This window comes from Micromonospora sp. NBRC 110037, from assembly GCF_001652995.1.
Taxonomy (GTDB): Bacteria; Actinomycetota; Actinomycetes; order Mycobacteriales; family Micromonosporaceae; genus Micromonospora; species Micromonospora chalcea.
Genome location: NZ_BBVA01000004.1, coordinates 246,110 through 264,613, shown reverse-complemented (window position 1 = coordinate 264,613; position 18,504 = coordinate 246,110). Strand labels below are relative to the sequence as shown.

Sequence of the window (18,504 nt, the reverse complement as noted above, 5' to 3'; positions counted from 1 at the left end):
CGTAGCCCCGACCGGATTCGAACCGGCGCTACCGCCTTGAGAGGGCGGCGTCCTGGGCCGCTAGACGACGGGGCCAGGCACTTTTCCTGCTTCGCCGCCCTGCCGGGTGGCGTGGCAGTAGTCTAGCGGCATCGCGTCCGGCACCGCGCCGCGGGGGTCACCCCACCGCACGCGGAAAACGTTGCCCGGACAGCAAAAAGCCCGCCCCGGGGAAACGGGACGGGCTGTCGGTGCTGTAGCCCCGACCGGATTCGAACCGGCGCTACCGCCTTGAGAGGGCGGCGTCCTGGGCCGCTAGACGACGGGGCCAGAACCTTCATTGCACTCCGCCAGCGTGAGCTGCCGGAATCCAGCGTCCGCGAGCTCTTGCGAACCCGCGGCTGCGCTGGGGTACCAGGACTCGAACCTAGACTAACTGAACCAGAATCAGTCGGGCTGCCAATTACCCCATACCCCATTGGCCCCTTGCGGCGCCGGGAATGAACTTTACCCTCCCGGTGCCGACAGGCCAAATCCAACCCCTCGAAACCCACCTGACCAGCGGAAACGAGGCATCGGAGCGAATCAGGCGACAGGGACCACCGGGTTGCTGAGCTCCCCGATCCCCTGGATCCGCACGGTGACCGTATCCCCCTCGGTGAGCGGACTAACCCCCGCCGGCGTGCCGGTCAGGACCACGTCGCCGGGCAGCAGCGTCATCACGTGCGAGATGTACGACACCAGGCCCGGTACGTCGAACACCATGTCCTTGGTCCGGCCGAGCTGGCGTACCTCCATCTCCTCCGGGTTGCGGCCCACCTCACACCGGATCTCCAGGTCGCTCACGTCGAGCCCGGTGGTGATCCACGGCCCGATCGGGCAGAACGAGTCGAAGCCCTTGGCGCGGGTCCACTGGCCGTCGGAGCGCTGGAGGTCCCGCGCGGTGACGTCGTTGGCGCAGGTGTAGCCGAAGATGGCCCGCTCGGCGGCGGCCCGGTCGGCCCGGCGGGCGCCCGGAGCGCCGATCACCACGGCGAGTTCCGCCTCGTGCTCGACCTGCTTGGAGAAGATCGGCAGCCGGATCGCGTCGCGCGGACCGATGACCGACGTGGACGGCTTGAGGAAGAGCAGCGGCTCCTTCGGCACCTCGCTGCCGTGTTCGGCGGCGTGCTCGGCGTAGTTGCGGCCGACGCAGACCACCTTGCTGGGCAGGATCGGCGACAGCAGCCGGACGTCGGAGAGCGCCCAGCGGGCGCCGGAGAACTGGATCTGCCCGAACGGGTGGCCCTCGATCTCGGCGATGGTCAGGCCCTGCGGCCCGGCCTCCGGCTCGCCCTCGACGACCCCGAACGACATTCCCTTGGCATGAGCGAAACGAGCGATACGCACCCGGCCAATCTATCCCCGCCCGCGCGTCGCCCGTCGGACACCGGCAGGCAGCGCGCCCGGGCGGCCCGCGCCGCACCCCTCGCCGCCCGCCGGCGCCGGGACCGGCGAGAGAGCGACAGGGTACGCCGGATCGCGCCGGACGGGGCGGGAATGGCGGCTTCGTACCCGCCCGGCGGGGCCCGGCCCATAGCTTCGGTTCCGGAGGTTCGTTGGTATGCCTGCATCGAGACGACACCACAAGGCCCTGGCAGTGTTCGTGAACTGCCTCGGCGTCATCGCCGCCGTACCGGCGCTGTCCCCGGCGACGCCCCGCGCGGCCGAAACCCCCGCCCGACCGGCTCCACCGCCGGCCGCCGTCCCGGTCGCCCTGCCCGGCGCGGGGGCGACCCCGATCCCGACCGGCGTGCCGGCGGTCCCGCCGGCGGTGCCGACCACCGGCCCGGCGCCGGTCCGCCCGTCGATGCCGCCGGTGAGCGTGGCGGTCGGCGCGGCGGGCACTCCGGCGCCGGGTTACCGGATCGAGGTCCGCAACGCCGGCACGGCGCCGGTCGACACGATGGTGCGGCAGGAGCTGCCGAGCGGGTCGCGGGCCACCACGGTGACCGGCGGCGGGCGGACCACCCGGCCCGCCGGGTCCAGCGCCGGGGAGGTGACGTGGCGGCTGCGCCTGCCGGCGAAGAGCACCACCACGTTGCACACCGCGCTGTCGGTTCCCGGCCCGGGCCGGTCGGTGACCGCGCCCACCTGCGTCTACGGCACCGACGGCACGCGCCCGTACGACTGCGCCACGGCGACCTGGGTGGGGGCCGCGACGGCCCCGGCGGCGCAGGTGACGGCCGCCCCGGCCTGGCGGCGGCCACCGGTGCTGCTTGCCGCGTTCACCGCGTTGCTGGTGGTGACCGCGGGCGTGCTGTGGTGGGCCCTGTGGCGCCGCCGCCGGCGCACGGCCGCGACGGCGGGCACCGGCCTGTCCGGAGGCGGGGCGATGTCCGCCGGTCCCGGCGCGCCGGGAAGCGGCGTCCCGGGGCAGGGCAGCCCGGCCGAACGGGGCACGGTCTATCCGCGTACTGCGGTGCCGGCGCCCGCGAGCCGCCGTCGCCGGCCGCCGGTCTGGCTGGTGGTGGGCGTGGCGGCGGCGGTGCTGGCCGGGGTGGTCGGCGCGGCGGCCTGGTCGGCCACGCAGCGGGTGGCGGCGATGGACACCACCAAGCAGCCGACGAGCGGCGCGTGGGTGGGCAGCAGCGTCACCGGCGCGTTGGGCCAGCCGCTGCGGGAGACCGCGTTCGAGTTCACCGTCTACCGGGTGAGCTGCGGCGCGGACGTCCTGCCGGCGGCGCCCGGCGGCGGACGCCCCTGTCTGGCCACGGTCGGGGTGCGCAACGTCACGAACGAGGACCAGACCTGGCACGGGCAGTTGCAGCGCGCGTACCTGCCGAGCGGGAACTGGGTGGCCGCCGACGAGGACGCGACCCGGGTGGCGAACCTCGGCCGGGACGTGTTCTCCCAGCCGGTGGCCGCCGGGCGGCGGGTGCTGCTGCCACTGGTGTTCACCATGCGCGGCGACGAGCCGCCGAAGCGGCTGGAGCTGCGCAGCGGCGTCTTCTCCGCAGGCGTGCGGGTGGACGTGCCGTGACCCGGCGACGGGCGGCGGTCGTACCCTGGGGTGCGTGACCGCCGCCCTCGCCCCCGCGCTCGACGTCGCCGACTGGCAGGCGCGCCGGGCCGCCCACGAGCAGCGGGTGGACGCCTGGCTGACGCCGCATCTCGGCCGCCGCCGGGCGGGCGTGAAGCATCCGGTGGAGGACTTCCTCTTCACCTACTACTCGCACCGGCCGGCCCAGGAGCAGGTACGGCACAACTCCTGGCCGCTGCGGCTGAGCCCGGCGGCGACGGCGGCGGTGGCCGAGGAGCGCGGCGTGCGGTGCAGCCACTTCGAGTGGGGGGTATGCAAGCGGCACGAAGCGGACAACAAGGGTCCGAGCCGTTGACCAGCATCCCCGCCGCGAGCTGGCTTCCCCTCTTCGAAGCTCACGAGAAGCGTGCCGACTCACTTACCGCAGGCCACCGTGCCCGCAGGGCCACGAGGGAGCGCCACGCGATCGATGACTTCTTGTACGACTACTACGGCACCCGACCCTCTGTGCTCCGACGCTGGCACCCGGGCGTGGGCATCTCCTTGGAGCCCGGACCGAACGGCCCCGCCCCACACCGACAGTGGCGTTGGTACGGCACCGACGCAGACGGAGTCGTGAGCTTCGACGTCACAGCCTTCCTCGCCGACCGAGCTGAGTCGGTGCGCTTCATCCACCGGCTGTTGTCCGCGATCGCGTCGCGACCAGCCTTCACTGGCTGCTTCGGCCTGCATGAGTGGGCGATGGTGTACCGCCAACGTGAACATCGGCATCCACTCCCCCTGCGACTTGGGCAAGAGGGAACTGACGCGGTAGTCGAGTCTCACCAGATCCGCTGCACGCACTTCGATGCGTTCCGGTTCTTCACCCCTGACGCAGTCAGCCTCAACCGGCTCCAACCAACGAGGGAGAGCCAGGTAGAGCTTGACCAGCCAGGCTGCTTACATGCCTCGATGGACTGCCACAAGTGGGCAACCAAGCTGGGCCCTGCGGTGCCGGGGGATCTGGCGCTCGACTGTTTCGAGCTGGCGAGGGACATCCGGCTACTCGACATGCAGGCGTCCCCGTACGACTTCTCCTCCTACGGGGAACCGGCGGTGGCCATCGAGACACCCGAGGGCAAGGCCGAGTACGTCGCTCGTCAACGCGCGTTCTCGCAGCGCGCGGGCCGGCTACGTGCCCGGTTGATCGATGTGTGTGCGGCGCTGCTTGAGGGAGCGGAGCCACCGGCAAGGGTGGGGCATGACCCCCTGAGACACCCTCTCCGCACCGCTACGTCATAGCATCCGCCATCTTGCCCCGGTTCTTGGGATGCAGGGGCACTGACGCGAAGCGTCCGCGCCACAGGATCACTGCGCTCCCTGGTGTTCATGCGTCGGCGGAGAACCCGAAGATCAGGAACCCGAAGATGGGCCCCTTCGGGGCCCTCTTCCCGGTTCGGTTCCTCCCCTGGCTCAGATGCTCGCGACCTTCGCGGGGTCTCCCGCCCTGAACAACACATCGACATGCCGCTCATCGGTGCGGCGGACGCCACGCCCCTTCTGGCGGAGACGACAGCTCACGACAACCGCCAGGATCAGGGACCGCCTGCGGTCTACATCCAACCCATCCCAGTGACGGCGCACCTGCTCGTCCGTCATCCCGGTGACGCCCTTGACGGCGCTGTCACTCCCCAACTGGGATAGCTGATCCTCCAACTCATCCACCCGACTGCGCATGGTCTGGGATGCAGTCAGAAACTGCGATCGCGTAACGAGTCCGGCAGCGTAGTCGGTGGCCAGATCATCGAGCCGTGACCGCAGGCTCCCCAGTTCGTCCCTCATCTGCTGATCAGGCAGATCGTCCTCGCTCTGCTCGAACGCTTCCGCGAACTGCGGCGCGGTCAGGAACCGGATCACCCGCTCGCTGACCATGGCGTCAGCCTCGTCCTGACGGTGGGACACGCAGTGCTTGAACTTGCACTCATAGACGGCGTAGCTACCCTGCTCGCCCTTCCGTCCACGCCATGCCGTGCGGATGGGGCCACCACAGTTGGCACAGGTAGCGACGCCCGTCAGCAAGCTCCGACGGGGACCGCCACCACCAGTCTTGCGGGTCGGAGAGTTGAGCACACGGACAGCGGACCGGTAGATCTCCTCGGGCACCAGGGCATCCCAGTTACCAGGGCCGACCTCATCCCCTGCGTACGTCCGGATAGCGCAGTTCCTGGCAGACATGAGGAGCTGACGAACAGTCGCTCCCGTCCAGTTCCTCCCCCTGGTGGTGAGCATGCCCCGACGGTTCCACTCGTCGGCGATCGACAACAGGGAGCGCCCCGCCAACAGATCCTGGTACGCACGCTGAACGGCCTCGGCTTCGCCACTACGAGGCGATCCGTCACGCTCGTATCCGAAGGGTCGAGCAGACCACCAGGGACGGCCCTGGGAAGCGCGCTGCGTGGCTGCCAGACGCTGACGAGCAGCCTTCTGCTGACCCTCGAACTGAGAGAACGCCGTGACCACGTTCGCCATCAGGACGCCGGTCGGGTTGCTCAAGTCCAGCATCCCTGCGGTCACGGCGTGGACGGGTACGCCGTAACTGATCACCCGGTCCAGCTCACGGGTGAGGCGGACAAGCCGGTCGAGATGCCAGACGATGATGGCCTCCGGCTTCGGGCTCAGGGTGAGCAGCTTCTCGAACGCCGGCCGGACCCGGCCGGTCGTGGCGCTGATGCTGTTGTCGATCAGCTCCCGCGTCACGGTCCAGCCCTGACGAGCTGCCAACTCCCGGCAGGCTTCGAGCTGCCGATCAACGCCCAGCTCGTTACCCAGCTTGTCCAGGCTGAGCCGTGCGTAGATGACGACGTCCATCCCTCCGTTCCCTCCCTCGAAGTTGCCTGGGATGAGGATACGCATGAATCTCTACAAGTGGGCTTACAAGCTGTCTCCGCTGGTCTGTGCGGAACTCGTGGCCGACTGCTTCGAGCTGGCCCGGGAGATCCGGACGCTGGACATGCGCGCCAGCCCGTACGACCTGGCCGCCCTGGGCTACCCGCCGGTGCCGGTGGAGACGCCGGAGGGCCGGGCCGAGTACGCCGCCGCGCAGCGCGGGTTCGCCGAGCGTGCCGCCGGGTTGCGCGCCCGGCTGCTGGCCGCGCTGGACCGGGCGGTGCCGGCCGACCACCGCTGAGCGGGGCCGGCCGGCACGCGACGGTCAGCTCGGCGCGCAGGTCAGCGCCGGGCTCGGCGCGGTTCCCTCGGCCAGGAACCCGAACGTGGTCTGGGCGGCCGGGGCCAGCGCGCCGTTCCAGCTCGCGTTCCGGGCGGTCACAGTGGTTCCGCTCTGCGTCACGTCGGCGCTCCACGCCTGGCTGACCCGCTGTCCGCCGGCGAGCGGGAAGCGCACGGTCCAGCCGGCGATCGGCGCGGCGCCGTCGTTGCGCACTGTCACCTCCCCCTGGAAGCCGCCCGGCCACTGACCGGCGAGGCGCCAGGTGGCGGTGCAGCCGCCGGGCGCCGACGTCGGGCTCGCGGTGGGCGACGGGCTGGTCGTCGGTGACGGGCTGAGCGTGGGCGACGGCGTGGGGCTGACGGTCGGGGACGTGGTCGGGCCGGGCGTGGCGCGGCCGAGCGCGGCGACCAGCGCCGGGTACCACCTGTCGGACATCTTCTGGTCCCCGGCCGCGTTCGGGTGCACCCCGTCGTAGGTGTCGGTGGCGGTGCTGAACCCGGTCCACTGGTCGACCACCACGATCGGGGAGGCGGCCGTGGTCTTCCCGGCCGCCCAGCCGTCGATGAGCGAGTTGAGCGCCACGGTCCGCTGGCCGCACTCCGGGCAGCTCGCCGGGTTCATCGGGATGATCTTCGCGACCAGCACGGTCGTGGCCGGGTTGGCGGCCCGCATCTGGTCCACCAGCTTCGAGTACGCGGCGAGGATCGTGGCGGGCGCGATGTTGCTCCACACGTCGTTGGTGCCGAAGTGCATTAGCACGACGTCCGGGCGGGTGGCGGCGAGCCAGCCGGGCAGCAGGTTCTGGTTGGCCACGTTCGTCGCGAGGTAGCCGCCGTGGCCCTCGTTGTCGCCGTCGTAGGGCACGCCGCAGCCCTGCGGCCCGAGCGTGCCGACGAAGTCGACGTCGGTGTGGCCGGTGGACTGGAGGCGGTTCCAGAGCAGGGCGCGCCAGCAGCCGGGCGACCCGGTGATGGAGTCGCCCAGTGGCATGACGCGGACCGGCGTGGCCGCCGCGGCGGCCGGGGGTGTGGTGGCGGTGAGGGCGAGGCCGAGAGCGAGGACCGGTAGCAGCGCGGCGAGCGCGGTCAGCGCGGCGCGTACGGGGTTTCGGGACATGCGGAAGGGACTCCTGTCACTGTGACGTGGTGGTCGGTGACGGCCCTGAAGCTCCCGTACGCATTGAAGCGCTTCGACGCCTCCGGCTCAACCCTCCGGGTGCCCGCGGTGCCGGTTCCACTCCGGAGCGAGGATCGACATGACAGTGGCGTCCACCCAGCCGTCGCCGTCGCGCAGCACCTGCCGCAGCGTCCCCTCGGCGACGAAGCCCACCTTCTCGTAGGCGCGCCGGGCACGCGGGTTGAACGCGAACACCTCCAGGCCGATGCGGTGCAGGCCGAGCTGCTCGAAGCCGTACCCGACGATCAGCCGCACCGCCTCGGTGCCGAGCCCCCGGTCGCGGCCGCCGGGGCCGATCAGCGTGCGGAAGTTGCAGCTCGCGTTGGCCCGGTCCCACTCGTTGAGGACCACCTCACCGACGCAGGCGCCGCCGGCCCGGTCCACCACCGCGAGGTCGAGCCGGTCGTCCTGGCTGTTGCGGGTGCCGTACCAGGCGCGCAACCGGGCCGGTTCGAACGTCTCGCCGGCCGGGCTGCCGGTCAGCCGGACCACCTCCGGGTCGGCCAGGATCTCCGCGAGCGCCGGCAGGTCGTCGTCGTGGAACGGGCGCAGCGCCACACGCTCGCCGGTGAGCGTGGGCTTGACGGAGAAGTCGATCACGGGGCGGAATTCTCCGGTCGGCGCGCCGGGCGGTTCAACCGTTTTTCGGTCAGTCGCCGTCCACCCGGCGGTCGCGTTTGCGCTGGGACTGGCGCTTCTTCTCGGCCAGCCGGCGCTCCTTGGCGCCACGGGAGGGGCGGGTCGGGCGGCGCGCCTTGGGCGGCGGGGCGACGGCCTCGCGCAGCAGCGCGGCCATCCGTTCCCGGGCCGCTTCCCGGTTGGCCAGTTGCGCGCGGTGCTCACTGGCGGTCACGGTCAGCACGCCGTCGACCAGGCGTCCGGCGAGCCGGGTCAGCGCCCGTTCCCGCAGCGTCTCCGGCACGCTCGGCGAGCGGCCCAGGTCGAAGCTCAGTTCCACCCGCGAGTCGGTGGTGTTCACCCCCTGGCCGCCGGGCCCGGACGACCGGGAGAACCGTTCCCGCAGCTCGACTGCGGGCACCACGAGCCGGTCGGTCACCCGCAGTCCGTCGTCCACTCCCCGAGGCTAGCGCCCGGCGCGGTGACTCGGGGTGGGGGTGGCGCTCGGGGTGGGACCGGCCCGTTCCTCGCCGCCGCCGGAGGCCGCGTACGCGGCCGCGCCGACCAGCAGCAGGGCGATCACCGCGAGCTTGACGACCACGCCGCGAATCGCGAGCCAGGCGTTGCGGCGGGCGCCCGGCACGCTGGTCCGGATCGTCTGGTAGTCGGTCCAGCCGCGTTTCGCACGCGCGTAGGACGCGCCGACACCGGCGCCGATGATCAGGCCCATCACGAGGAGGGCCGCAATGACAGCTTGCTCCACCTCCGCCAGTATCCATACTCAGCGTAATATTTCTATGCCCCAATGATCCCACGCCGGATATCCGACAGTTCGCACCGATCTTGCAGTGCTTGTGCAGGTCAGCGCCGCGCGAAGCGCCGAGGCAACCCGCGCGGGAGACCGCGCCCGGTGACTCAGCCGCCCCTGCCGATGATGGTGTCGGCGGTCTGCTGGACCTGGTCGATCGGGATGGCGAAGCCGATGCCGATCGACCCGTTGCCGTCGATGGTGGCGATGGCGGTGTTCACGCCGACCACCTCACCGCGCGCGTTCACCAGCGGCCCGCCCGAGTTGCCCGGGTTGATGGAGGCGTCGGTCTGCACCGCCGTGTGCCGGCCGTTGCCGATCCGCACCTGCCGGTTGAGCGCGCTGACGATACCGGCGGTGACGGTCCCGGCGAGCCCGAGCGGCGACCCGACCGCGAGCACCGGCTCCCCCACCCGGGTCGAGTTCGCCTTGGCCAGCGGCAGCGGCGGCAGCCCGGCGGACGCGGGCACCTTGAGCACGGCCAGGTCGCTGGCGGGTTCCCGGCCCACCACCTCGGCCGGGAAGCGACGCCCGTCCGAGGTCTCCACAGTCACCGCGCCCGAGCCGCCGCGGGCCAGGATGTGGTCATTTGTGACGATGTGCTGCTCGTTGTCGATGGCGAATCCGGAGCCGGACGCGGACGCGCCGGATCGGCCCCCGACCATCACCGAGACCACGCCGGGCACCGTCTTGCCGGCGGCGGTGACCAGTTCCGCGGGCACCGGCGCGGCGGATGCCGCGCTCGGTCCCGGCGAGCCCTGGTCGGCCGCCCAGGTGCCGGCCACCGCGCCGGAGACGGTGGAGAGCGCCACCACCGCCGCTACGCTCAGCAGCCGGTGCCGCAGGCTGCGCCGCCCGGCCTCCGGCCCGCCCCCGGGTACGTCCCGGTGGCCGCGCCCGTCCGGGTCCAGTTCCGGCGAGACGAACCACGGTCCGCGTGGCTCGCCGAGTCCGGTCTGCACTGCCATGCCTGGCTCCTCACATGTCGTGCGGTAGTGGTGTGCGGGTCAGGGCAGCCGGGAGAACCACCGCAGCGAGCCGGCGGCGGCGCCCATCGCCAGGACCAGCCCGAGGCCGATGAAGCGGGCCGAGATGTCCTGCCGTTCGGTGCGGTAGCCGACGGACGTGCCGATGTCCTCGTAGACGTCCTTCAGCTCGGCGGTGGTGGACGCCTCGTGGAATCCGCCACCGGTCTGCTCGGCGACCGCCCGCAGCGTCTGCCCGTCCACCGGCACCTGGATCGCCCGGCCGCCCCGGTCGACCGATCCCCCGGGCGTGCCGAAGGAGATCGTGTGCACCGGGACCTTGGCGGCGACGGCCTGGTCGGCCGCCTCGATCGGGTCCATCCCGGAGGTGTTCGCGCCGTCGGAGAGGATGATGATCCGGGCCGGCGGCGGGTCCTTCGCGGCAGTCGCGTCAAGGCTCTTGACCGCGCCGAGCGAGGTGCTGATCGCCTCGCCGATCGCGGTGCCCTGCACGCCGGTGATGCCCTCGGCCAGCCGCCCGATGCCGTCGTGCAGCGCCTCCCGGTCGGTGCTCGGCGGCACCAGCACCGCGGCGCTGCCGGCGAACGCGACGAGGCCGACGTTGAACTCGTCCGGCAGCCCGTCGACGAACCGCCGGCCGGCGTCCTTGGCCGCTGTCAACCGGTCCGGGTCCACGTCACCGGCGAGCATCGAGGTGGAGACGTCGACAGCCACCATCACGGTGGCCCGTTCCCGGGGGACCCGCACCTCCGCCTCGGGGCGGGCGAACCCGACCACGAGCAGCGCCAGCATGGCCAGGAACAGGCCCGCCGGCACGTGCCGGCGCCAGGCCGGGCGGCGCGGGGCGACCCGGTCCAGCAGGCGCAGGTTGGTGAAGCGCACCGCGTACCGGCTCTGCCGCCGTTGCAGCACCAGATAGCCGGCGACCAGCGCGAGGACGGCGAGCAGCAGCCAGAGGCGGGCGGGTGACTGCCAGGTCATGCGACACCTCCCCGGGCGGCGGCCGGCACGGTGGCCAGCCGGCGCTGCTCGTGCACGTGCCGCACCACGTCCGCGCACCAGTCCCGGTCGGTGCGCAGCGCCATGTGGGTGGCGCCGGCCCGGCGCAGCGTGTGGCGTACCTGCTCGCGCTGCTCGGCGGCGGCGCGCGCGTACCGCTCGCGCAGGTCCGGGTCGCCGGTCCACACCTCGCGGTGCCGGCCGCTCTCCGGGTCGACGAGCGTGATCAGCCCGACGTCGGGCAGTTCCAGCTCGCGCGGGTCGGTCACCTCGACCGCGAGCACCTGATGACGGACCGCGAGGCGGCGCAGCGCCGCGGCCCACGGCGGGGGCGCGGCGTCCGGGTCGTCGGGCAGTTCGTCGAGGAAGTCGGAGACGATCACCACGAGCCCGCGCCGGGTGGCGACACGCTGCAGGCCGTCCAGGCCGTCGGCCAGGCCCGGCCCCGCGGCGGGCGGGCGTGCGCCGGCCGCGCCCGCGCCGTCCGGGTCCCGCCGGTCGTCGGTACGCGGAGCGCCGAGCAGCGCGCGGAGCAGCCCGAGCAGATGGGTACGCCCGCTGCGGGCCGGGAATCGGCGCAGCCCGTCGGGCGTGAGCACCTGCGCGCCGAGCCGGTTGCCGACTCCGGCGGTGAGGAAGCCGATCGCTGCGACAGCGGCCACCGCCAGCTCCCGTTTGTCCAGCGTGGAGGTGCCGTACTCCATGCTGGGGCTGGCGTCGACGAGCAGCCAGGTGGTCAGTTCCCGGTCCGCGTCGACCTGGCGGACGTGCGGCACCGTGGTCCGGGCGGTGACCGCCCAGTCCATCCGGCGTACCTCGTCCTCGCCGGGGCGGTACTCCCGGCTGCCGGCGGCCTCGCTGCCCGGCCCGGGCAGCAGGCCCCGGTACCGGCCGTGCAGCAGGCCGTCGAGCCGCCGGGTCACCGTCAGCTCCAGCCGGCGCAGCCGCTGGTCGGGCGCGAGGTCGGTCAGCCCGGGCTCGGCCGCGCCGGTCATGCCGCCGCCAGGTCCGGCGCCGCCTCGGTGGGCCCGTTCACCAGCCGGGGTGGTGGCACCGCCTCGATCACCCGGCGCACCACGTCCTCGCCGGAGATCCCGTCGGCGACCGCGTCGAAGGTGAGCACGAGCCGGTGCGCCAGCACGTCCACCGCCAGGTCCCGGATGTCCTCGGGGAGGACGTAGTCGCGGCCGTGGATGAGTGCCTGCGCGCGGGCGGCGGCCACCAGGCCGAGCGTGGCCCGGGGGCTGGCCCCGTACGCCAGCAGCGGCGCGATGTCGGGCAGGCCGAAGCGTTGCGGGTCGCGGGTGGCGAGGATGAGGCGGACCACGTACTCGGCGAGCGCGTGGTGGACGAAGACGTCGGTGGCGCGGCGCTGGAGTTCCCGCAGCCGGATCGGGTCGAGCACGGTGCTCGCGGTGGGGCGCTCGGTGCTCATCCGGTAGAGGATGGCCAGCTCGTCGGCGTCGCTCGGGTAGTCGACCACGACCTTCATGAGGAAGCGGTCGCGTTGCGCCTCGGGGAGCTGGTAGACGCCCTCGGACTCGATCGGGTTCTGGGTGGCCAGGACCAGGAACGGCTCCGGCACCGGCCAGCTCCGCCCGCCGATCGAGACCTGCCGCTCGGCCATCGCCTCCAGCAGGGCCGACTGCACCTTGGCCGGGGCCCGGTTGATCTCGTCGGCGAGCACGAGGTTCGCCATGATCGGTCCCAGCTCCACGTCGAACTGCTCGGTCGAGGCGCGGTAGATGCGGGTGCCGACGATGTCGGAGGGCACCAGGTCGGGCGTGAACTGGATCCGGGAGAAGGTGCCGCCGACGACTGTGGCGAGGGTCTGCGCCGCGAGCGTCTTGGCCACCCCCGGTACGCCCTCCAGCAGGCAGTGACCGTCGGCGATGAGGGCGGTGAGCAGGCGTTCGACGAGCCGATCCTGCCCGACGATCACGCGTTTGACCTCGGCGAGGGTCTGTTCCAGCTCGACGCCGCTCGCGTCGGCATCGACCGGGCTGGGCACGCTGGCCAGGGTGTCCGAGATGTCCGTCACGGTGCTTGCTTCCCGGGCCGGACCGGCGACAAACGTCGGATTATCGGACCCGGACCGGCAGTGGCCGAACCGGACGGGCAGCATCTCCCCGATCGGGCGGCAACGGCGCGAACCCCATCGGTCCGGGCGGGACCGGGACGGAACACGACACCGGCCCCCGCCGCAGCGGAGGCCGGTGCGCGGCCGGACGGGTCAGTTGGCGACCAGGATGTGGAACGGCCGGTCGGCGAAGCCGCCGGTGGAGTTGCGGGTCTGCACGAAGACCGCGTTGGGGGTCAGCGTGCGCGGCGCGGCCGAGATCTCGCCGCCCGGCGGCACGTTCGCCGAGTCGTTCGTCCCGATGGACACCTGGTACGACTTCTGACTCACGTCGTAGTCGAACAGCACCTGGTACTGCCCGGCGGACACGCCCGGGCCGGGTACGAACCGGAGCGAGGACACCACGTTGCCGGAGTGCTGCAGCAGCGTCCCGTTCGCCGACACGACCGCCCAGGCGACCTGACCGGGGGCCGGCGGGGCCAGCGTGGCCCGCATGGCGGCGCGGGCGGCCTGCCGCTCGGCGGCGGTCACCGGCGGCTGCGCGGTGCTGTGCCGGGCGCCGGGCTGGGGTCGCGCCTCCGCCTGGGCGGCCGCGGCGATCCCTCCACCGGCCAGGGTGAGGGACAGCGCGGCGAGCGCCACCACCGTCGCCTTTCGCTTGAAGAATGTGGCCATGATTTCTCCCTTGGTTAAACCGTGGTGATACGGCGACTGCGCGCGTCAAATTGCGGATCATCGGGAATCCGCCCGGGGAGCGCACCGCTCGTGAGCTGGCCTTACTACAGAGAGTCGCGACGTCTCAACCAGGGGGAACGTAGCACCGGAAAACGTGGGCGGTCAATAGCTCATATTGCGTTTCCGACCGATCGAAAAAGTGCTCAGAAATTGCGGTCGAGCATTCACGAAATTGTTTCGCCGGGCATCGCGGCAGCGCGGACCCGGGTAGCCTGACGGCCATGATCACAGCGCCGGACCTGTCCTGGGGCGGCACCCGGGGCGGCCGCTGGGCCACCGCCGCGTGCTGGCTGGCAGCGGCGCCGGTCGCCGCCTGGGCGCTGGTACGCCTGGCCGGGCTGGAACGCGGTCCGCTGGTGCTGGCGATCGCCTTCACGCCGTACGTCGCCGCGCTGGCCCCGGTCGTGGCGGTGTCGGCGCTCGCCCTGCGGCGCCGGGCCCCGGCGGTGGTCGCGGCCCTCGCCGCGCTGTCGTTGATCGGCGCGGTGGCGCCCCGGGCGGTCCCCGACGCCCGTCCCCCGGCCGACGGGCCGACGCTGCGGCTGCTCACCGCCAACCTGCGCCTCGGCTCGGCCGACCCGGCGGGACTTGTCGACCTGGCCCGGGTCCGGCGGGTGGACGTGCTCACGGTGCAGGAGCTCACCCCGGCGCTCGCGGCCGAGCTGGACCGGCTCGGCCTGGCCACGCTGCTGCCCTACCGGTCGCTGAGCCCCGAGGTCGGCTCCACCGGCTCCGGCGTGTACGCCCGCCACCCGCTGCGCGACACCGGGCACCGCCGCAACCAGGGGTTCTTCTTCACCCAGGCGTACGCGACGGTGACGGTGCCGGGCGCGCCGCCGTTACGGGTGGAGTCGGCGCACCCGGCCGCGCCGTACGCGGTGGACGTGGTGCCGGACTGGTGGACCGACCAGCGCGCCCAGCCGCCGGCCACCCCGGACGGCGGGCTGAGCGTGCTGGCCGGGGACTTCAACGCGACGCTCGACCACGCGGCGCTGCGGGAGCTGATCGCCACCGGTTACACCGACGCGGCGGACGCGGCCGGTGCCGGGTTCGGCGGCACCTGGGGCCCGTACGACGGCGACCCGATCCCGCCGGTCACCATCGACCACGTCCTGGTGGACCGGCGCATCGCGGTGCGCGCCGCCGGCACCTTCCCGGTGCCGGGCAGCGACCACCGCGCGTTGCTGGCCGAGCTGCGCCTGCCGGCCGGGTGAGTCAGGCCGCGGTCCCGCCCGTCACGCGGGTCCGGTCCAGGCCGTAGGTGAGCGCGTCGACGAGCGCGTGCCAGCTGGCCTCGACCACGTTCGGGTGCACGCCCACGGTGGTCCAGTCGCGGCCCACCCCGGCGGTCTCCACGAGTACGCGCGTCACCGCGCCAGTGCCGTGGCTGCCCTCCAGGATGCGGACCTTGTAGTCGGCCAGCTGGAACTCGCGCAGCTCCGGGTAGTGCCGGGACAGCGCCACCCGCAACGCCTCGTCCAGCGCGTTGACCGGGCCGTTGCCCTCGGCGGTGGCGATCACCCGCTCGCCGCGTACCCGGATCTTCACCGTGGCCTCGGAGACCACCGCGCCGTCCTCGCGGTGCTCGACCAGCACCCGGTACGACTCCAGCGTGAACGGCCGGACCGGCGCCGCGCCCGGCAGTTCCGAGCGGACCAGCAGTTCGAACGAGGCGTCGGCGGCCTCGAACGACCAGCCGTCGGCCTCCAGCTCCTTGACCCGCCCGGTGACCTTGGACAGGGTGTCCGGATGGCCGGCCAGGTCCAGACCGAGCTCACGGCTCTTGAGCTCGATGCTGGCCCGGCCGGCCATCTCGGTCACCAGGATCCGCATGTCGTTGCCCACCACGGTGGGTTCCACGTGGTTGTAGAGCAACGGGTCGACCTTGATCGCGCTCGCGTGCAGCCCCGCCTTGTGAGCGAAGGCGGCGGCCCCGACGTAGGCCTGGTGGGTGTCGGGGGCGATGTTGGCGATCTCGGCGATGGCGTGCGAGACCCGCACCATCTGTTCCAGGCAGCCCTCCGGTAGGACGGGCATGCCCAGCTTGAGCTGAAGATTGGCGACGATCGCGAAGATGTCGGCGTTGCCGGGGCGCTCGCCGTACCCGTTGGCGGTGCCCTGCACGTGGCGGACGCCGGCCTCGACGGCGGCGATGGTGTTGGCGACCGCGCAGGCGGTGTCGTTCTGCGCGTGCATGCCGAGCCGTTCCGGCGCGATCCCGGTGCGCGCCACCAGCCCTTCGATCACGGCGGTGACCTGGGAGGGCAGCATGCCGCCGTTGGTGTCGCAGAGGACGAAGCGCTCGGCGCCGGCGGCCAGCGCGGTCTCCGCCACAGCGGTGGTGTAGCCCGGGTCGAAGCGGAACCCGTCGTAGCAGTGCTCCCCGTCGACGAAGACCCGCCGGCCCTGCGCCACCAGGTACGACACGGTGTCGCGGATCATGGCGAGGTTCTCCTCGGCGGTGGTGCGCAGCGCGCGTTCCACGTGCCGCAGGTCCGCCTTGGCGACCAGGGCGACGGCCGGGGTCTGCGCGTCGAGCAGCCCGCGCACCTGCGGGTCGTCCTCGACCGCGAGGCCGGCCTTGCGGGTGGCGCCGAAGGCGACCAGGATCGCGTGCCGCAGTTCCAGCTCGGTGCGGGCCCGGCGGAAGAACTCGGTGTCCTTGGGCACCGCGCCCGGCCAGCCCCCCTCGATGAAGCCGACCCCGAGGTCGTCGAGCAGGCGGGCCACCGCCAGCTTGTCGACCACCGAGTACGTGAGTCCTTCGCGCTGGGCGCCGTCGCGCAGCGTCGTGTCGTACACCTGGAAGGTCATCGGAGTCCTCTTCTCGTGTCCGTCCTGGGGCGCAAACAAAAAGACCCCCCGCGGATGCGGGAGGTCTGCGCGCTCGGCGAGGGAAGGCCGGCGCGCTAGCTGCTAATGATCAGGACGAAGCTGGTCACGACCAGTACTCTGCCACCCCGCCCCCGCTTTTGGGAGGCGAAACCCATATTCCGGGACGATCGCGGGGCTGGTGACCGCCTTCACACCCGGCCACCGCCCGCCACGAGCGCAAACAGGGCTGCGGAAGAATCTTGAACAGATCCAGTTACTGGCCCGGCGGTGCTGCCGGGTCACGCTCAAGGAGGACCCGTGCTCACTGTCGGTGACCACTTCCCCGAGTACGAACTCACCGCCTGCGTGTCGCTCGACGCCGACAAGGCGTTCGAGACGATCAACCACAAGTCCCACGAGGGCCAGTGGCGCGTCGTGTTCTTCTGGCCGAAGGACTTCACCTTCGTCTGCCCCACCGAGATCGCCGAGTTCGGCCGTCTCAACGGCGAGTTCGCCGACCGCGACGCCCAGGTGCTCGGCGTCTCCGTCGACAACGAGTTCGTCCACTACGCCTGGCGCAAGGACCACCCGGACCTGCGCGAGCTGCCCTTCCCGATGCTCAGCGACATCAAGCGTGAGCTGACCTCCGCCTGCGGCGTGCTCGGCGCCGACGGTGTCGCGCAGCGGGCCACCTTCATCGTGGACCCGAACAACGAGATCCAGTTCGTCATGGTGACCGCCGGTTCGGTCGGCCGTAACGTCTCCGAGGTGCTGCGGGTGCTCGACGCGCTCCAGACCGACGAGCTGTGCCCGTGCAACTGGAACAAGGGCGGCGCGACGCTCGACGCCAACGCGCTCCTCGCCGGCGCCGGGGCCTGACCATGGGCCTGGACGCGATCAAGGCGGGCCTGCCCGAGTACGCCAAGGACATCCGGCTCAACCTCGGCTCCACCATCACCACCTCGACGCTGAAGCCGGAGCAGGCGTGGGGCACCGCCCTGGCCTGCGCGGTCGCCGCTCGCAACCCGGTGGTGCTGCGAGAGATCGCCGCCGAGGCGGCCGGTCACCTCACGCCCGAGGCGGTCTCGGCGGCCAAGGGCGCGGCTGCGGTCATGGCGATGAACAACGTCTACTACCGGGCCAAGCACCTGATCGGCGACGAGCAGTACGCGTCGCTGCCGGCCCGGCTGCGGATGCAGATCATCGCCCGCCCCGGCGTGGAGAAGACCGACTTCGAGCTGTGGTGCCTCGCCGTCTCGGCGATCACCGGCTGCGGCGTCTGCCTGGAGTCGCACGAGAAGACGCTGCGCGCCGCCGGGTTCAGCCGGGAGCAGGTGCACGAGGGGCTGCGGATCGCCGCCGTCGTACACGCCGCCGCGGTGACCCTGGACGCGGAGGCCGCGCTGGCCTGATCCACCGGCCCGGACGCGCCCGACCGGCGCCGCGCGGGCCGACCTCCCGAGGGGCCGGCGTCACCACCGTGGCGCCGGCCCCTCGGCGTCGGCGGGCCGGCCGCCGGCGGGTTGGTGCCCGGACAGGGTGGGTAACCCTCCCGACTGATGACGGCGCCGCGACGGCCGCGGCCCTGGGGACGGGAGGCGGCACATGGACGGACTGGACCCGCGCGCCACGCACGGCGGCACCGAGCCGATCCTCGACGACGGCCGGGGCACCGTCGCCGGGGGCGCCCCGGCGGGCGCCTTCGACCCGTGGCGCTACCGCGACGAGGCGGGCGTGGCGAGCGCCGACCTGACCGGCTACAAGGTCGAGGCCACCGACGGCGCCATCGGCAAGATCGACCGGGCGAGCCACGAGGTGGACGACAGCTACCTGGTCGTGGACACCGGGCCGTGGATCTTCGGCAAGAAGGTGATGCTCCCGGCCGGGACCGTGAACCACGTCGACCACGACGCCCGCACCGTGCACGTCGACCGGGAGAAGGACCAGATCAAGGCCGCCCCGGAGTACGACGAGTCCAGCCACGCCGACCCGGGCTACCGGGACCGGCTCGGCGGCTACTACGGCGAGAGCCACTCGGCGCTGCCACCGGACGTGCCGCCGCGCATCTGACACCGCGGC

General features: G+C 72.4%; 19 protein-coding genes, 3 tRNA genes and 1 pseudogene. 8 read left to right on the top strand and 15 right to left on the bottom strand.

Translation table 11 applies throughout. The features are described from left to right. Positions 1-2: 2 nt before the first annotated feature. The 4 genes from A4R25_RS14215 to A4R25_RS14200 all read right to left on the bottom strand — a co-directional run bounded on the left by A4R25_RS14215 (position 3) and on the right by A4R25_RS14200 (position 1,368). Positions 3-75, bottom strand: a tRNA-Glu gene (locus tag A4R25_RS14215). Between the two features lie 161 nt (positions 76-236). Then, positions 237-309 (bottom strand) — tRNA-Glu (locus A4R25_RS14210). A gap of 76 nt (positions 310-385) precedes the next feature. Beyond that, positions 386-457: transfer RNA gene (locus A4R25_RS14205), tRNA-Gln, on the bottom strand. 107 nt (positions 458-564) lie between these two features. After that, the gene (locus tag A4R25_RS14200) at positions 565-1,368 is read right to left on the bottom strand and encodes a fumarylacetoacetate hydrolase family protein (RefSeq protein WP_013284528.1); all 804 of its coding nucleotides are present in this window, start codon (positions 1,366-1,368) and stop codon (positions 565-567) included. A 214-nt stretch (positions 1,369-1,582) separates the two neighbouring features. Between A4R25_RS14200 and A4R25_RS14195 the strand changes: the two genes are divergently transcribed. The 3 genes from A4R25_RS14195 to A4R25_RS14185 are packed head-to-tail and all read left to right on the top strand — an operon-like array spanning position 1,583 to position 4,282. Next, positions 1,583-3,001: a hypothetical protein gene (locus A4R25_RS14195; protein ID WP_064447014.1), complete on the top strand. Its 1,419-nt coding sequence runs from the start codon at positions 1,583-1,585 to the stop codon at positions 2,999-3,001. A gap of 34 nt (positions 3,002-3,035) precedes the next feature. Beyond that, positions 3,036-3,356, top strand: coding sequence for a hypothetical protein (locus A4R25_RS14190; RefSeq protein ID WP_064447013.1), 321 nt, complete (start codon positions 3,036-3,038; stop codon positions 3,354-3,356). Next, positions 3,314-4,282, top strand: a complete 969-nt coding sequence (locus A4R25_RS14185) for a hypothetical protein (RefSeq protein WP_064447012.1) — start codon at positions 3,314-3,316, stop codon at positions 4,280-4,282. Before A4R25_RS14190 ends, A4R25_RS14185 begins: the two co-directional genes overlap by 43 nt. 171 nt (positions 4,283-4,453) lie before the next feature. Here the strand turns inward: A4R25_RS14185 and A4R25_RS14180 are convergent, their stop codons facing one another. Further along, positions 4,454-5,848, bottom strand: coding sequence for a recombinase family protein (locus tag A4R25_RS14180; protein WP_064447011.1), 1,395 nt, complete (start codon positions 5,846-5,848; stop codon positions 4,454-4,456). Positions 5,849-5,891: 43 nt separating this feature from the next. Here A4R25_RS14180 and A4R25_RS14175 point away from each other — a divergent pair. Next, positions 5,892-6,167, top strand: a pseudogene (locus A4R25_RS14175) (3-methyladenine DNA glycosylase); the annotation flags it as partial. A 24-nt stretch (positions 6,168-6,191) separates the two neighbouring features. On the opposite strand, the gene A4R25_RS14170 reads toward A4R25_RS14175, so the two are convergent. The 9 genes from A4R25_RS14170 to A4R25_RS14130 all read right to left on the bottom strand — a co-directional run bounded on the left by A4R25_RS14170 (position 6,192) and on the right by A4R25_RS14130 (position 13,551). Beyond that, on the bottom strand, positions 6,192-7,325 hold the full coding sequence (locus A4R25_RS14170) for a cellulose binding domain-containing protein (RefSeq protein ID WP_064447009.1): 1,134 nt from the start codon (positions 7,323-7,325) through the stop codon (positions 6,192-6,194). Positions 7,326-7,412: 87 nt separating this feature from the next. Then, on the bottom strand, positions 7,413-7,985 hold the full coding sequence (locus A4R25_RS14165) for a GNAT family N-acetyltransferase (RefSeq protein WP_064447008.1): 573 nt from the start codon (positions 7,983-7,985) through the stop codon (positions 7,413-7,415). Positions 7,986-8,034: 49 nt separating this feature from the next. Then, the gene (arfB, locus tag A4R25_RS14160) at positions 8,035-8,460 is read right to left on the bottom strand and encodes an alternative ribosome rescue aminoacyl-tRNA hydrolase ArfB (RefSeq protein ID WP_043325975.1); all 426 of its coding nucleotides are present in this window, start codon (positions 8,458-8,460) and stop codon (positions 8,035-8,037) included. Positions 8,461-8,469: 9 nt separating this feature from the next. Then, positions 8,470-8,766 carry a hypothetical protein gene (locus A4R25_RS14155; protein ID WP_043325976.1) on the bottom strand — a complete coding sequence of 99 codons (297 nt, stop codon included), beginning with the start codon at positions 8,764-8,766 and terminating at the stop codon, positions 8,470-8,472. 152 nt (positions 8,767-8,918) lie between these two features. Next, positions 8,919-9,779: a S1C family serine protease gene (locus A4R25_RS14150; RefSeq protein ID WP_064447007.1), complete on the bottom strand. Its 861-nt coding sequence runs from the start codon at positions 9,777-9,779 to the stop codon at positions 8,919-8,921. 39 nt (positions 9,780-9,818) lie between these two features. Then, positions 9,819-10,778, bottom strand: coding sequence for a VWA domain-containing protein (locus A4R25_RS14145; RefSeq protein ID WP_064447006.1), 960 nt, complete (start codon positions 10,776-10,778; stop codon positions 9,819-9,821). Beyond that, positions 10,775-11,791, bottom strand: a complete 1,017-nt coding sequence (locus A4R25_RS14140; protein WP_064447005.1) for a DUF58 domain-containing protein — start codon at positions 11,789-11,791, stop codon at positions 10,775-10,777. Before A4R25_RS14140 ends, A4R25_RS14145 begins: the two co-directional genes overlap by 4 nt. Next, positions 11,788-12,837 carry a MoxR family ATPase gene (locus tag A4R25_RS14135; protein ID WP_043325980.1) on the bottom strand — a complete coding sequence of 350 codons (1,050 nt, stop codon included), beginning with the start codon at positions 12,835-12,837 and terminating at the stop codon, positions 11,788-11,790. Before A4R25_RS14135 ends, A4R25_RS14140 begins: the two co-directional genes overlap by 4 nt. Before the next feature lie 192 nt (positions 12,838-13,029). After that, positions 13,030-13,551, bottom strand: a complete 522-nt coding sequence (locus A4R25_RS14130) for a hypothetical protein (RefSeq protein WP_064447004.1) — start codon at positions 13,549-13,551, stop codon at positions 13,030-13,032. Positions 13,552-13,832: 281 nt separating this feature from the next. Here A4R25_RS14130 and A4R25_RS14125 point away from each other — a divergent pair, with 281 nt between their 5' ends. Next, complete coding sequence (locus A4R25_RS14125; protein WP_064447003.1) at positions 13,833-14,825, top strand: endonuclease/exonuclease/phosphatase family protein; 993 nt, start codon at positions 13,833-13,835, stop codon at positions 14,823-14,825. Position 14,826: 1 nt separating this feature from the next. On the opposite strand, the gene cimA is transcribed toward A4R25_RS14125, so the two are convergent. After that, positions 14,827-16,425, bottom strand: coding sequence for a citramalate synthase (cimA, locus tag A4R25_RS14120; RefSeq protein WP_064447002.1), 1,599 nt, complete (start codon positions 16,423-16,425; stop codon positions 14,827-14,829). Between the two features lie 318 nt (positions 16,426-16,743). On the opposite strand from cimA, the gene A4R25_RS14115 reads away from it, so the two are divergent. The 3 genes from A4R25_RS14115 to A4R25_RS14105 all read left to right on the top strand — a co-directional run bounded on the left by A4R25_RS14115 (position 16,744) and on the right by A4R25_RS14105 (position 18,495). Continuing rightward, positions 16,744-17,304: a peroxiredoxin gene (locus tag A4R25_RS14115; RefSeq protein WP_030500869.1), complete on the top strand. Its 561-nt coding sequence runs from the start codon at positions 16,744-16,746 to the stop codon at positions 17,302-17,304. A 2-nt stretch (positions 17,305-17,306) separates the two neighbouring features. After that, complete coding sequence (locus tag A4R25_RS14110; RefSeq protein ID WP_064447001.1) at positions 17,307-17,837, top strand: carboxymuconolactone decarboxylase family protein; 531 nt, start codon at positions 17,307-17,309, stop codon at positions 17,835-17,837. Positions 17,838-18,030: 193 nt separating this feature from the next. Continuing rightward, positions 18,031-18,495, top strand: coding sequence for a hypothetical protein (locus tag A4R25_RS14105; RefSeq protein WP_030500871.1), 465 nt, complete (start codon positions 18,031-18,033; stop codon positions 18,493-18,495). The last annotated feature ends 9 nt before the right edge of the window (positions 18,496-18,504 follow it).